A 14,099-nucleotide genomic window follows, 5' to 3' on the forward strand; every position below is an offset into this window, starting at 1 on the left:
CGATTGCGCACGGTGCTAGCTTAGGGGTCATCAGGGGTCGGGGCAGCGCCGACGGAGAATCGAGGGGAACCGCCAGTGGACAGCACTACGTCGGGAAGCGTCACACTCAAAACGGTCGCAACTGCTGCAGGAGTGCATGTCTCGACCGTCTCCCGAGCTCTTCGACGCGTTGCACTCGACCCGGCCGGTGCCAGCGCCGGAGATCTGCGATTGTTCGAGCTGGCCCGCGAGATGGACTACGTCCCCAACCCCAACGCGGCGAGCTTGACCACCAAGAAGTCCACTGCGTTCGGAGTACTCGTCCCGCGATTGACCGATGTGGTGCTCTCGGCGATGTACGACGCCATCGAGGAAACAGCGAACCGGGCAGGCTACGAGACCTTCGTCGCCAACACCCACGACGACCCGATTCAGCAGCGTCGACGTATCGATCTGTTGCTCGGCCGCAACGTCGACGGCCTCATCTTCGGAGACGCTCGCCTCGACAGCGACAACCTCGACAACCTCCAACGCCGAGGCATCAAGTTCGTGCTCATCAGCCGTCGGTACCCGGGGATGACCTCGGTGACGTGCGACGACCATCGGGGAGGCTACCTCGCCGGTGAGCACTTGGCCGGACTCGGCCACACCCGAGTGGGGATCGTGTCCGGCCCGGCGTGGGCCAGTACCGGAATCGACCGATTGGAGGGCTGCCGAGCCGCCCTCCGTGATGCAGGCATCGACGTTCCGGACGAGTACGTCCGAGAAGAGGGATTCGATCCCGACGCTGGAAGGCGCGGGGCGAGCGCCCTGCTGGCACTGCCGACTCCCCCGACGGCCATCTTCGCCACCAACGACTTCAGCGCAATCGGAGTACTCGGCGTGCTGCGTGAATCGGGGCTGCAGCCAGGACGCGACGTCGCCGTCGTCGGCTACAACGACATCTCGATCTGCAGCGAGCTGACCGTTCCCCTGACCACGATCCACAGCCCACACCGCGAAATCGGCACGCGTGCAGCCGAAATGCTGCTGGCCGTCACCCACGGACTTCCGGTGTCCTCGATGGCGTTGACACCGACGCTCGTCGTGCGCGACTCGACGGTTCCGGGGCGAACCGCACACGCTCGCCCCTCACCCATCGAGAGGACGACCACGGATCAACGCATCGGTACGTGACCGAGACGGAGCCGTCGCAGGTCCCCGCTCGGTCACCGCAAGTGCTGCAGCAGCATTGGCCCGCAGCGCCGCGTCGTACAGACCGAGTCCACGGGAGAGTCCCGCCAACAACACCCCGGCGTGAGCATCGCCCGCACCGTTCGAGTCCACCGCGTGCACCTCGAACCCGGGCACCGACTGCGGCGTTCGTTCACCGCCCGCGATCCGACAACCGTCCGGACCGGTACGCAGTACCACCGAGGCATCGGGCCGCAGTCGTCTCGCCAATTCGGCTGCGATGGAGTCGATGTCGACCTCACCCGTCATGAGCATTCCCTCGCGCAGATTGACGCTCACGACGTCGGCACGGGCGAGAACGACGTCCACCACGTCGCGTTCGAGCGTGGCGATCAAAGGGGACGGATCGAACAACACCGTGGTATCCGAGGGCAGCGTCGGTAGCCACGTGGTCAGCGCCGCAGCGTTGCTCTCGTGCGCCAACCCGTATCCGGTGACGTACACCAAGTCTGCACTCCGCACCCCTGCCGCCTCGAGGTCCCCGATTCTCAGTTCCGCCTCGGCCCCCGGGTAGGTGACGAACGTACGCTCGGTATTCGCATCGACGAGGGCGATGCAGAATCCCGAGTCCCGTTCCGCTGGTGCGGTATTGACGATGAGCGCACCGCTGGAAGACAGAGCTTCGCGGACGATCGAACCGTAGTGGCCGGAGCCGTGTCTGCCGGCGAAGATCACCGGAAGATCGTCACGAATCGCGGCGACCATCACATTGAGTCCACCGCCCGCGGTCTCGTTCAGTGACGTTGCCACGACGTCTCCACCCGGTTGCGGGACCTCGGGAACGGCCATCACGACGTCGACGATGACCTGGCCGGTGTGGATCAGTCGCGGACTCACCGCGCTGCGGTCTCGGTCCGGCGGGCTCCCCCGGTGGCGAGATACAGACCCGCGGCAACCACGAACGACGCCACCCAGCCGAGACCGTTGTCACCGATCCAGCTGCCCGACAGCGGCCCGGTGTAGATGACGTCGCCATCCACGGCGATGGCAGTGAACAGGAACCCCACGACGATGCCCGCTGCCCAGCTCACGAAGGCGTACCAATTGACTCCGCCGGTGTACCAGTAGCGACTGCTGTTGCCCACGTTCATGATCGAGGCCGAATCATACGTCTTTCGTTTGATCATGTCGGACATGAACACACCGAGCCACGCCGTCAGTGGTACCGCGAGTACCGAGATGAACGTGATGAACGGCCCATAGAAGCCGTCGGAGATCAGCATGAAGTAGATGGCACCGACGAACGTGACGAAGACGTCGACTCCGACCGCATAGACCCGCTTGATCCGGAAGCCGAGGGTCAACGTGGTGAGACTGGCCGAATAGACCGAAAGATGGTTGGACAGCAGCAATCCGCCGAATGCGGTGATCAGGTAAGGAACAGCCATCCAGGCCGGAAGAATTTCTCTGATTGCCGCAACCGGATCCGATGCGGACGCGAGGCTGTTGTCGCCTGCCGAGAGCAGCGCGCCGAGTCCGATCAGCAGAACGAGCGGGATTCCGGCTCCGGCAGCGCTGGAGAGCACCAGCGAGCCGGCTCCCACACTCTTCCGCTGATATCGCGACATGTCGGCTCCGGCATTTGCCCAACCGATACCTGTTCCTGCGGCGATGGTTCCGACACCGATGACCATCGCACTGATGGAACCGGCCGGGGTACTGGTCACTGCAGTCCAGTCGACGGTGGCGATCAGAAAGATCGCGACGAAGATGTTCAGCGCGCCGAAGATCCACGTCGACCAGCGTTGGATGACGAGGATGGCCGCATGCCCCAGGCCGCTGACCACCAGTGTCAGCACGATGAAGACGACGATGGAGACGATCGTGACGACGGCGTGATCCTTCGCGACGCCGGATCCACCGAAGATCAGTGTGAAGATCGACAGCAACACGAATGCCGCGGTAGTGGTGTTGACAGTTTCCCAGCCGAGCCGCGACATCAGCGAGACCAGCGTGGGGCCGATGTTTCCGCGAACCCCGAAGGTGGCCCGCGACAACGTGAGACTGGGGGCCCCGCCACGTTTACCGGCAATCGACACGATTCCGACGATGGCGAACGAACCCGCCGCGCCCACCAACGCAACGATCAACGCTTGCCAGATGTTCAGACCGGTGAAGACCACCAAGGTTGCCCCGAGCGGTAGACCGAGGATGGAGATGTTCGCGGCGAACCACACCCAGAACAACTGCAACGGGTTACCGTTGCGCTCGTCGTCCGGGACGGGTTCGATCCCCCGAGTTTCCAGCGACAGTGCGTCGACTGCCGTATCCGATGCAGACGTGGAAGCGGAAAAGGTCATGGTTGTGCTCCAAAGGTGAGTCGAACTGTGTCAGTCCGTATTACGGAGAGCGAGAAGTCGATCGACGAGGGGCTCCAGATCGAGTTTGTTCACGTCGGTGACCGTTCGTATCGCTTCGCCGGGCCACGCTGCCAGGCCGCCGACGGCACCTCGAACTGCGCCGGCTATTGCTGCGATCGTGTCGGTGTCGCCGCCGATGGTGGCGGCTGCCAGTACGACGTCCCAAGGGTCGTCGTGCGCAACGGCCAAAGCGAAGGCCGCTACCACTGATTCCTGTGACGCGACGGAAGTACCGATGACGTCTGCCACTGTGTCAGTAATCTGTCTGTCGGCGGATGTGCCGACCAGGTCGACCGCCCAACGAATACGGGCTGCGATGTTTCCGCCGGCGACCCAATATCCACGGGTGGCCCCCTCGGCGGCGGCGGCGACACCGATGTCGACCGCCTCGTGCAAGTCCGCACCGGCGATCCCGGCGCTGATGGCTCCGGCAACCGCTGCGGCGGAGGCGATTCCGAGAGACGTGTTGTGGGTGACGAAGCTGCAACTGTAGATGGCGTCGACGAACGGCGCGATTCCGCCGTCCAACGATGCCGCGATTGCCGCAGGTGTGATGCGCATGGCCGCACCGTTGGTGCTGCCGAACTTGCCCGCCTCGTTGGGGTCCGAGCCGTCGAGTATCCGTTCCACAGCTCGCTTCGTGGACGGTCCGAGCAGATCCAGCGATCCGCGCGCGGACATCTCCGACTCCCACGCGATCAAGGCGCGGGCGAATGCGGAGGGATCGACCACGCCGTCGCCGTCGATGATCAACTGAGCCAACATGATCGCCTGCTCGGTGTCGTCGGTGATCGAGCCTGCCGACATACCGTGCGCGATGAGCTGACGGGGACCGGCGGCGACGAAGCCGCGCAACTGTCCGTAGTCCTCGACGATGTCCTCACGGCGCATCGATTGCGTGGGCATTCCCAGGGCATCACCCAGCGCCAGTCCGTAGAAGGCCCCGAGGGCGCGATCACGTGAAGTGAACATGTACACAATCCTTGCCGGTGCAGTGGTGAGACAGATCAGGAATTGAACGTGAGATGGAGCCGAAAGCGTTCGGGTGCAAGGAGGCTGACGACTTTCTCGACGAATCGACCCGATGCGTCCCGACTGACCCGGATGCTGTGCAGGTACGGGGTGCCTACCGGCACTTCGAGAACAGCCGCATCGGCCGAGTCCACCGGAACCACCGACACCCATTGCTCACCGGACGCAGCAGTCATCCCGGCTGATTCGAGAGTTGCCGTGAGCGACTCCCGGACCAATCCGGTCTCGGGCAGTTCTGCGAGCGGTCCGAATGCCGGAATGCGGCTGCGCTCCAACGACACCGGACGACCGTCGACCACATGTCGCACTCGATCGACGGCAACGAAGTTCAGGGTCGGAGTTCCAGCCTCGGCAGCGAGTTCCGGATCCACGATGCGCTCGATGCGCAGAGTGCGGGTGTGCATCTCCACACCTGCAGACGACAGCGCCCGCGCCCAACCTTCGGCGGTCTCGATCTGGTGGCCGTCGAAGGTGACGAGCGATCCGATACCGCTTCGCTTTTGGATCAGTTTTTGTTCTTCCAGCTCGCTGAGCGCAGAACGAATGGTTCCGCGGCTGACCGAGAACTCGCGGGCGAGTTCGTTCTCGCCCGGCAAGAACGAGCCGGAGGGGATGTCACCGGACTCGATGGTGCTCTTCAACGACGCGAGCACCTGATGACGCTTGTGGCGAGCACGCTCCGATGTGCGCTGAGTCATAGCGGGCTCGTTCATGTCGATACCGTACATCCAGAAACCGAACCTGTACAGAGCCTGTTCAATTTGCCGACCCTCTCCGCTGGAGCGCATATCGGGACAGCCCCAGTCTTCGATGGGTGCTGGCAGGAATATCGCCACGTGACGGAGATCGCGCCGGGCCTCTACCTGGGCTTTCCTGTTGCGGTACGGATCGCGCTGCACTTCTATGTTTGATACGCCCTCGGCACAGGGAAGGCGTCCAACCGGCGCACGTGAGGCACATCGATCCGAACGCGCCACTACATCCGAGGAGAATTGCACATGTCCACCACCGTGGCCGATCAGCTCGTTCGAGGACTCGTCGACGCCGGCGTACAGCGCATCTACGGCATCGTCGGCGACAGTCTCAATCCGGTGGTCGACGCTGTGCGTCGCACCGGCGGATCGGCCAAGGGCGGTATCGACTGGATTCACGTACGCCACGAGGAGGCCGCGGCGTTCGCAGCATCGGCCGACGCGCAGACCACCGGCACGCTGGCGGTGTGTGCAGGTTCGTGCGGCCCGGGCAACCTGCATCTGATCAACGGATTGTTCGACGCACACCGTTCCGGCGCACCGGTTCTGGCGATCGCGTCGCACATTCCCAGCAGTGAGATCGGCTCGGGGTACTTCCAGGAGACGCACCCCGACCGCCTCTTCGGCGAGTGCTCGCTCTACAACGAGTTCGTCTCCACCGCCGAGCAGGCACCTCGGGTTTTCCGCGCGGCAATCAATGCCGCCGTCACCGGCGGCGGGGTGTCGGTGCTGACCATTCCCGGCGACATCGCCGAGCTGTCGGCCGCCGGATCGATGGACCCGATCGCCATTCCCTCGGTACCGGTCGTCACACCGCCCGCGGCGGACATCCAGAAATTGGCCGACTCCATCAACAGTGCCGAGAAGGTTGCCATCTTCGCGGGCTACGGCGTCAAGGGCGCTCACGACGAGGTAGTGGCCTTCGCCGACACCATCGGCGCTCCCGTCGGACATTCGTTGCGCGGCAAGGAATTCATCCAGTACGACAACCCTTACGACGTCGGCATGACGGGGCTGCTCGGTTACGGGGCTGCGCACGCCGGAATCCACGACGCCGATCTGCTCATCCTGCTCGGCACGGACTTTCCGTATCAGCAGTTCTTGCCGGAGAACGTCACGACCGCGCAGATCGACATCGATCCGACCAAGCTCGGACGCCGGACGTCGGTGCAGTACCCGATTCACGGAGATGTTCGTGCGACGCTGAATGCGCTGCAGCCGTTAGTGACTCGTAAGACCGACCGCCGCTACGTGGAGAAGTGGGTGGACAAGCACAACGACCTGATGGGCAAGACCGTCGGCGCGTACACCCGCAACGCTGAGAAGCTCGTCCCGATCCATCCCGAGTACGCCGCGTCGGTACTCGACGACCTCGCCGACGACGATGCCGTGTTCACCACCGACACCGGCATGTGCAACGTGTGGACCGCGCGCTACATCAACCCCACCGGCAAAAGGGCTTTCGTCGCGTCGATGCTGCACGGCTCCATGGCCAACGCGTTGCCGCACGCCATCGGTGCGCAGTTCGCCAACCCGGGTCGCCAGGTGGTCTCGATCTCCGGCGACGGCGGCTTCTCGATGCTGCTCTCCGAACTCTTGACCGTCGCGATGTACAAGCTGCCCGTCAAGATCGTGCTGTTCGACAATTCGACATTGGGCATGGTGAAGGCCGAGATGCTCGTCGACGGACTGCCCGACTTCGGCGTCGACGTGCCCCCGGTCGACTACACGGGCATCGCTGCCGCAGCAGGTCTTCACGCGCAACGCGTCGAGAAGCCACAGGACATCCGCGGCGCACTCGAAGCCGCCTTTGCTGTCGACGGTCCTGCGCTGGTCCAACTGATCACCGATCCGCTGGCGCTGTCCGTACCGCCCACCATCACGGGGGAGCAGATCAAGGGCTTTGCGCTGGCGATGAGCAAGGTCGTACTCAACGGCGGCGTCGGCGAAGCCGTTCGGATGGCGAAGTCGAATCTGCGTAACGTGCCGCGTCCGTAGATCTGATCGAAGCCAAGAATATCGGCGCGACGGGACTCACCCGTCGCGCCGATATTCTTGTCGGTACCTCGATCTACCCTTCGACGATCAACCGGCACCGAGGAGACGTCCATGCCCGCATTCGTCGAACACGACACCCTGTCCATCGCCTGCCCCGAGGTCCATCACGAGGCGACCATGCGTATGACGTTTCAGCGAACCCTGCGCGTGCCCGACGACGGCACGGAGTACAACTTGCCGCCTGGACTGGGCTCGTTTCCCCTGCGGCAGAACGATTCTGCCGACGGCGCTCTGTTACCGATGTGGCAGTCCGAAGCGTGTTGGATCGATTTCTCCGGGAACTACCCATTCCTGGTCACGGTCGCAGCGGGATCGATCAACGTGGTCACCGGCTCCCCGTGGTCCGCGCGACCGAACTTCGAGGAAGAGGACTACTTCGAGGTCCCCGAGCAGCCGTGGCTGGACGGATTCAACGTCGGCGAGGGCACGGTGCGGCAATTCGTCGCGATGCCACTCGGTGCCGGGTACACGGTGGAAGAACAACTCTCGACCGAGCCCGCCATCGGCGGGATCCGCATCGCCGCCTACCCGCTGAAGGCAACCGTGTGGGATGCCCGGCCACCCAGCCCCCCACTGCCGGACTTCATCGTCTGCGCCGCGCCGGCATCGGACATGGGTCTCGGCGGCGGAGGTTCGATCCGGCAGACCATCGCATCGCCCCTTCGCCAGCACGACGACTGGGATCTGGACCACGGAATCGAGTTCACCGTCGATATCGCCAACAGCGATGAGTGGCAACAACTGACCGGCGAGGTGCCGCCGACCATGCCGCCCTCGGCCGCGGATTACACGCGGGCCGGATTGCCGTGGTTCCTCTGGTACAACGACTTCGCCGGAGCACGCCGCGGATCGGCAGAGCTCGCGAACACGAAGTCGGTGAAAGATCTGGGCACCGCACACGGCGCGAAACCACTGTCGGAGAACGAGAGCTTCGACGAACCGATGCCCACCGTCCTCGGCGGGCCCTACACACCGAAGGGGTGATCGAGCGATCGGTATTCACAGTGCCGACGCGCCTACGACGCTCCCGGCCGGTGTTGTTCGTCGGAACAGCGGTTATTGTCGACGGACCGCCCAAACCGGACATCGCGATCCGGTACCCGACCGTTCGGAAGGCACCACCATGGCCATCGACTACACCCGCAAGCCCACGACCGGGCAATCCTCGGCGTCGCAGGCCGGCGCGCCCGTCAGTCTGAGCAAGGTGACGCTGTCCAAGGCGTCGCCGACCATCAGTCTGACCAAGTCCGGCGAGAAGCAGGGCTCGATGCGGGTGAACCTCAACTGGTCCTCCGGCGCACCTGCAGCACAGCCGAAGAAGAAGGGCTTTCTGGCCAAGTTGGCGGCCGCGTCGTACGGCTCCGGCGGAGTCGATCTCGACCTCGGGTGCCTCTACGAATTGCGTGACGGCTCCAAGGGCGTCGTACAGGCGCTCGGAAACAGCTTCGGTTCGCTGCAGGACGCGCCGTTCATCGCACTCGACGGCGACGACCGTTCCGGCTCGGTCAGCGGCGGCGAGAACATGCACATCAATCTCGCCCACCCCGAGAAGTTTGCTCGCATCCTGATCTTCGCGATGATCTACGACGGCGCACCGAACTGGGCTGCGGTCGACGGAGTGGTGACGCTGTACCCCACCAGCGGGCCGCAGGTGGAGGTGCGACTGGACTCGGCCGAGAACTCGGCGCGGATCTGCTCGATCGCATTGTTGGAGAACACTTCTGCCGGCATCACCGTCACCCGCGAGGTCGAGTACATCCAGGGCAGCCAGGCCGACCTCGACAAGAAATACGGCTGGGGACTGCGCTGGGCAGCGGGCCGAAAGTAGTCAGAGAGGTTGCGGCGGAGTCATTTCCAGCCGGACGCCGATCAGCCTGACCTCTCGATTGTGGTCGAGGCGATCGACGAGAGCCACCGCAGCCGAGGTCAGGATCTCCTGGTCGAAGGTCGGCGCACCGACGATCGGCGCGCTGACGGTATGCGTCTCGAACGGCGCGTAACGGATCTTCAGCGCGGCTCGTACGGCCGGCCGGTTCTCGGCTTCGATGTTTGCCAACACCTTCGACGTCAACGCCGCGACCTCGTGGCGAATCACGGCCCAATCGGCGACGTTGGTCTGGAACGTGACCTCACGGCTGTGCGACCGTGCAACCCACGGCTCGGACGTCACAGGTGCCAGGTCTGTCCCCCGCCCCTTCGTTCCGAGCCACGGACCGATCTTCGGTCCGAACGCCGCGGCCAGGTCCGCGTCGTCGGCGTCGGCCAGTTCTCGTACCGTCGTGATGCCCAGTGCAGTCAGCCTCTTCGAGATCTTCTTGCCGATTCCCCACAGCGCCTCGGTACCGCGCTCACCCATCACCTCGAACCAATTGTCCTGGGTCAGGCGATAAATCCCCTGTGGCTTGTCGAAGTCGGTAGCGATCTTGGCTCGTAACTTGTTGTCCCCGATGCCGACCGAGCAATGCAATCCGGTCGCGTCGAACACCGAGTCGTGCACTGTCTTGGCAAAGCGCTCCGGGTCATCGGTCTCGACACCGAGAAATGCCTCGTCCCAACCGATCACCTCGACGACGACCCCTAACGTCCGCAGCGTGTCCATCACCATCACCGACGCCTCGTCGTATGCCGGCTTGTCGACCGGGAGAAAGACCGCGTCGGGGATCTTCTTGGCGGCGATGCGCAGCGGCATCCCGGAACCGACGCCCTTGGCTCTCGCCTCGTACGAGGCCGTCGAGACCACCCCGCGTTCGGTGGGATCTCCCCTGCCGCCGACCACCACGGCCTTGCCCGCAAGATCGGGGTTGCGCAGTACTTCGACGGCTGCGATGAACTGGTCCAGGTCGACGTGCAGTACCCATCGTCGACGCCCTGGGTCGGTTGGGGTGCTCCCGGTCATGGTGCCCAGTGTGCCCGTGGTGTCTCATGACGCAATGACGAAATCGATATCTCGCACCATCGGGCGAGTCGTACTGGGCGCATTCCTCGTCTTCGCCGGCCTCAGCCACCTGTTCTGGGCGCGCAGCACTTTCGCGGCCCAGGTGCCCGGGTGGGTGCCGCTGAGCACCGACTTCGTCGTACTGGCGTCAGGCGTCGTAGAGATCGTGCTCGGGCTGGCATTGCTGTTCTGGACCGCCCGCGCGGCGCTCGTCGGCTGGGTCGTCGCGGCCTTCTTCCTCGCGGTGTTTCCCGGCAACATCTCGCAGTTCGTCACGCACACCGACGCGTTCGGCCTCGACTCCGATGCAGCACGAGGAATCCGGTTGCTGTTTCAGCCGCTGCTGATCCTGTGGGCGCTGTGGTGCACCGGCGCGTGGGCGCAGTACCGGGCGTCGCGCCGGGGCCGCAGTCGGAGTCAGTAGGTGGACCGCTGCCCGACCGGAACGATGCCGTGGTGCAACTGCGCCACGTCGGGGTGTGCACGCGTGCGCGACTTCCATGCATTCTCGCCGTAGGTGCTGTAGATGGGGTTGTCGGGATCGTTCTCGACGCCTCGTGAATGCTGCGCCAATTCGGCCGGCAGCTCGATCACCGGTACGACGGCATCGAGAGCAGGGCTCAGAAAGTGTGGCACCGATATCCGGTCGATGCCGGGCCCCGGCGCGACCACCCGGTGCCGCGTGGCCCGCAGATAGCCGCCGGTCGCCACTTCCAACAACTCGCCGATGTTGACGATGAAGGCCCCCGCCAAGGGCGGCACATCGATCCAGGTATCGGGAGTCGTCTCCACCTGGAGTCCGGACGACTCCGGTTCGACGAGGAGCAGCGTCAGCACCCCGGAATCCTTGTGCGCACCGACGCCCTGTGACTGATCGGGGGTACCCGGATAGCGAACGACCTTCATGAGGGTTGCGGGCGCGGTGGCGAACGCATCGTCGAACACATTCTCGTGGGCTCCGAGGGATTGCGCCCAGTGTCGTAGCAGGCGAAGTCCGAGACCGGACACCGTGCGCTCCCAGTCCTCGAACGTCTCTCTGAACCCTGTGGGCTGTGAGGGCCACAGATTGGGACCCTGCAGATTCCAATACCCCTCGGCCCCTTCGATGGCCGGGCGCTCGGGTCCGATATCGATCTGCTCCCGCCAATCAACCCTGCCGTTCGTCAGCTCTCCACCCACCCGTGAGTAGCCGCGAAAGTGCGGGCTCTTCAGCTGACTGATCTCGTCCTTGACATGGTCCGGCACGGCAAAGAACTGACGAGCGAGACGCAGCACCTCCTGCATTCGTTCGGTCTCGATCCCGTGTCCGATGAGATAGAAGAAGCCGGACCCGTGAGCTGCTTCGCGCAGCGACAGCTGAAAAGCGCGTGGGTCGTTTTCGGCCAGATCGAGATCGAGAACGGGAAGCATGTTCGCGATTGTCCTCCTCACTCGGCTCGTCGGCCAGCACTGTCGAACTCGGTGAACATCGGTGCGCGGATGCGAGACTGGACGACATGAGCCCCGAAGCACTCGACATCACAGTCGTCGGTCACGGCGCAGCCACCTACCCGCCCGAGCAGTGCACGCTGTCGCTGACGGTTCGTACCGACGGCCGAACGGCAGAGTCGGCGTCCGAGCCGGCCCAGCAGCTCGTTCGAGAGTTGACGCGTCTGGTCGAGCCGCTCTACAACAGCGCCGGTGGCCCCATCGATCGGTGGTCGGTCGATCAGGTGCGGCACTCGCGGAACCGGCCGTTCAATCACGACGGCGAACAACTGCCGTACGTCTACCAGGCGGAGGCGTCGGTCGAAGTACAGTTCAGCCAGCTCGATGTCGTCGACGCCTTCGTGTACGCCGCCTCTGCGCTCGACGGGGTCTCGATCGATCACTTCGATTGGGACCTGACCGAATCGAGCCGGATCGCGCGGACGCTGGCAGTACGGGAACTTGCCGTTCGGGACGCGGTGGCCAAAGCAGAGGCATACGCGTCGAGCCTGGGGAGAACAGGCGTGTATGCCGTCGCGATAGCCGATCCAGGTCTGCTGCCCGGCACCGCCGAGCACGGCGGCCCAGACGCCTCTCCTCGTATGTTCGCCGCGAAGTCCGCCCCGGCCGGGTTCGCGCTCAAGCCCGAGAACATCACGCTCACTGCGAGTGTGCACGCCCGATTCACCGCAACCTGACACCGCGCGCATACTCTCGAATCATGAACCGAGACGATGCCCGACGCCTCTGGCCGCGGCCACCGCTGTTGCCTCGTCCGATCCTCATGGATCAGCGCTGGGAACGGCTGGTCTTCCTGCATTGGCAAGTCCCGAGTTCGGCCGTCGCTCCGTTGCTTCCCGACGGATGTGAACCCGACGAGTTCGACGGCTCCACGTGGGTCGGTCTGATCGGCTTCCACATGGTCGGTGCCGGGCTCGGATATCGGCATCCGGTTCCGTACTTCGGCACGTTTGGCGAGATCAACGTCCGGCTGTACTCCGTCGACGCAGAAGGTCGACGCGGCGTCGTGTTCCGGTCACTGGAGGCTTCGAGACTGGCAGTCGTGTTGGGCACCAACGTTGCTCGCATTCCGTATCGCTGGGCATCGATCGACATCGACGACGACACCACCACGATCGGTTACCGAGGCAAGCGGCTCGCTCCCCCGCATCGCGGTGCCACGACCGATTTCGGGATCGTCCGAGGAACACGCGACATGTCAGAAGACTCACTTGCAGTCTTCCTCACCGCGCGATGGGGGCTGCATACCTCGCTGGCCGGTCGGCTTCTGTATGTGCCGAACGTGCACCGACATTGGCAGCTGGTCGACGCGGAACTGACCCACTGCTCCGACGAGCTCGTGGCCGCCGCAGGTCTGCCCGGCGTCAGCACACGCCCGCCGGACTCCGTGCTGTATTCACCAGGTGTCGAAACCCAATTCGGAAAGCCCTATACGGTTCGCGGGCGATAGAAGATCACATGACCCGAGGACAGCTCGATCACCCAATCCCCGTGGGCCTCATCGCTTTCTTCCGAGCTGGAGCTCGATATGACGCTCTCCCGCAGGACGAGATAGCCGCAGTCGAGCGGAAGATCGAACTGCAGCTCGGTTCCGTCGGAGAATTCGACGGTCGGCTCGTCACCCGTCGACAACCGCACGACAGTGGAACCGATCGACGGAAGACCCTCGGCAGTCGGAACGTCCGTGCTGGGCTGCTCCGGAGCCGGCCATGATTCCACGACTCCACTCGGTCCGCACAGGGTCGTAGACCCGTCTGCAGCGCAGAACTCCCAGGATTCCACTTCGTCGCGGGGACGAGCAACCACTGTGTGCCCACCGGCGAATGCCATTCGCAGCACGCCCGACCGGTCGTAGTCGGCGTCCTCGCACTCGAGGCCGTGCAGGGCCGCGAAAGCTCGCAGACCCTCGAATTGATTCTCTTCGTCGACCGTGAGGTCATCGACAGTCACTTCACTGAAAGAAATGGTGGCTCCGCCGTCGAATGCGATGGTCAGATCGAAATCGAGCAGTATTTTGCTGACACGGTGCTGATCGACGTCGAGCTTCATGGTGTACGACTGTGCCACAGAAGCTGGTTCCGGGGTGCAACCAAGCGCAGTGTGCACGACGAGTCGGGCCCAAGAACCTCAGTGGTCGTGGAGTCTGGAGTTCCCTTGTCCGAGGGATGGTTTCGAAATGCAGACAACCCCCGACCGTGATGGTCGGAGGTTGTCCGGTTCAAGTTGTGTTCGGCGGTGTCCTACTCTCCCACACCCTGTCGA

14 protein-coding genes are annotated in these 14,099 nt (G+C 64.0%); 7 read left to right on the plus strand and 7 right to left on the minus strand.

The annotated features are described in order from the left end of the window. Nucleotides 1-75: 75 nt before the first annotated feature. Nucleotides 76-1,155 (plus strand): LacI family DNA-binding transcriptional regulator, encoded by a 1,080-nt coding sequence (locus AC5WEY_RS22030; RefSeq protein WP_495647547.1) that lies wholly within the window; start codon nucleotides 76-78, stop codon nucleotides 1,153-1,155. Here the strand turns inward: AC5WEY_RS22030 and AC5WEY_RS22035 are convergent. Genes AC5WEY_RS22035 through AC5WEY_RS22050 form a run of 4 tightly spaced genes read right to left on the minus strand, consistent with a single transcriptional unit; the run spans nucleotide 1,111 to nucleotide 5,317 of the window. Next, nucleotides 1,111-2,049 carry a PfkB family carbohydrate kinase gene (locus AC5WEY_RS22035; RefSeq protein WP_495647548.1) on the minus strand — a complete coding sequence of 313 codons (939 nt, stop codon included), beginning with the start codon at nucleotides 2,047-2,049 and terminating at the stop codon, nucleotides 1,111-1,113. The two genes, AC5WEY_RS22030 and AC5WEY_RS22035, sit on opposite strands and share 45 nt — an antisense overlap. Beyond that, a complete protein-coding gene (locus AC5WEY_RS22040; protein WP_057475984.1) occupies nucleotides 2,046-3,512 on the minus strand; it encodes a purine-cytosine permease family protein in 1,467 nt (488 codons plus the stop codon). Before AC5WEY_RS22040 ends, AC5WEY_RS22035 begins: the two co-directional genes overlap by 4 nt. 30 nt (nucleotides 3,513-3,542) lie before the next feature. After that, entirely contained in the window at nucleotides 3,543-4,544 is a 1,002-nt protein-coding gene (locus AC5WEY_RS22045; protein ID WP_495647549.1) for an ADP-ribosylglycohydrolase family protein, read from the minus strand. A 35-nt stretch (nucleotides 4,545-4,579) separates the two neighbouring features. Beyond that, entirely contained in the window at nucleotides 4,580-5,317 is a 738-nt protein-coding gene (locus tag AC5WEY_RS22050) for a GntR family transcriptional regulator (protein WP_495647550.1), read from the minus strand. A 285-nt stretch (nucleotides 5,318-5,602) separates the two neighbouring features. Between AC5WEY_RS22050 and AC5WEY_RS22055 the strand changes: the two genes are divergently transcribed. The 3 genes from AC5WEY_RS22055 (at nucleotide 5,603) to AC5WEY_RS22065 (ending at nucleotide 9,242) form a co-directional block, all read left to right on the plus strand. Then, nucleotides 5,603-7,354, plus strand: a complete 1,752-nt coding sequence (locus AC5WEY_RS22055; RefSeq protein ID WP_495647551.1) for a pyruvate dehydrogenase — start codon at nucleotides 5,603-5,605, stop codon at nucleotides 7,352-7,354. Nucleotides 7,355-7,465: 111 nt separating this feature from the next. After that, the gene (locus AC5WEY_RS22060) at nucleotides 7,466-8,398 is read left to right on the plus strand and encodes a hypothetical protein (RefSeq protein WP_495647552.1); all 933 of its coding nucleotides are present in this window, start codon (nucleotides 7,466-7,468) and stop codon (nucleotides 8,396-8,398) included. A 139-nt stretch (nucleotides 8,399-8,537) separates the two neighbouring features. Next, complete coding sequence (locus AC5WEY_RS22065; RefSeq protein ID WP_495647553.1) at nucleotides 8,538-9,242, plus strand: TerD family protein; 705 nt, start codon at nucleotides 8,538-8,540, stop codon at nucleotides 9,240-9,242. On the opposite strand, the gene AC5WEY_RS22070 is transcribed toward AC5WEY_RS22065, so the two are convergent. Next, nucleotides 9,243-10,310, minus strand: coding sequence for a DNA polymerase IV (locus AC5WEY_RS22070; protein WP_495647554.1), 1,068 nt, complete (start codon nucleotides 10,308-10,310; stop codon nucleotides 9,243-9,245). Nucleotides 10,311-10,344: 34 nt separating this feature from the next. On the opposite strand from AC5WEY_RS22070, the gene AC5WEY_RS22075 reads away from it, so the two are divergent. After that, the gene (locus AC5WEY_RS22075) at nucleotides 10,345-10,773 is read left to right on the plus strand and encodes a DoxX family protein (RefSeq protein WP_495647555.1); all 429 of its coding nucleotides are present in this window, start codon (nucleotides 10,345-10,347) and stop codon (nucleotides 10,771-10,773) included. On the opposite strand, the gene AC5WEY_RS22080 is transcribed toward AC5WEY_RS22075, so the two are convergent. Further along, nucleotides 10,767-11,759: an isopenicillin N synthase family dioxygenase gene (locus AC5WEY_RS22080; RefSeq protein WP_495647556.1), complete on the minus strand. Its 993-nt coding sequence runs from the start codon at nucleotides 11,757-11,759 to the stop codon at nucleotides 10,767-10,769. The two genes, AC5WEY_RS22075 and AC5WEY_RS22080, sit on opposite strands and share 7 nt — an antisense overlap. An 86-nt stretch (nucleotides 11,760-11,845) precedes the next feature. Here AC5WEY_RS22080 and AC5WEY_RS22085 point away from each other — a divergent pair, with 86 nt between their 5' ends. Further along, nucleotides 11,846-12,514, plus strand: coding sequence for an SIMPL domain-containing protein (locus AC5WEY_RS22085; protein WP_495647557.1), 669 nt, complete (start codon nucleotides 11,846-11,848; stop codon nucleotides 12,512-12,514). Nucleotides 12,515-12,537: 23 nt separating this feature from the next. After that, nucleotides 12,538-13,287 (plus strand): YqjF family protein, encoded by a 750-nt coding sequence (locus AC5WEY_RS22090; protein ID WP_495647558.1) that lies wholly within the window; start codon nucleotides 12,538-12,540, stop codon nucleotides 13,285-13,287. Here the strand turns inward: AC5WEY_RS22090 and AC5WEY_RS22095 are convergent. Beyond that, nucleotides 13,266-13,886 (minus strand): DUF6188 family protein, encoded by a 621-nt coding sequence (locus tag AC5WEY_RS22095; RefSeq protein WP_495647559.1) that lies wholly within the window; start codon nucleotides 13,884-13,886, stop codon nucleotides 13,266-13,268. The genes AC5WEY_RS22090 and AC5WEY_RS22095 overlap by 22 nt on opposite strands. Nucleotides 13,887-14,099 lie beyond the last annotated feature (213 nt).

The organism is Rhodococcoides sp. S146-33 (assembly GCF_059489205.1).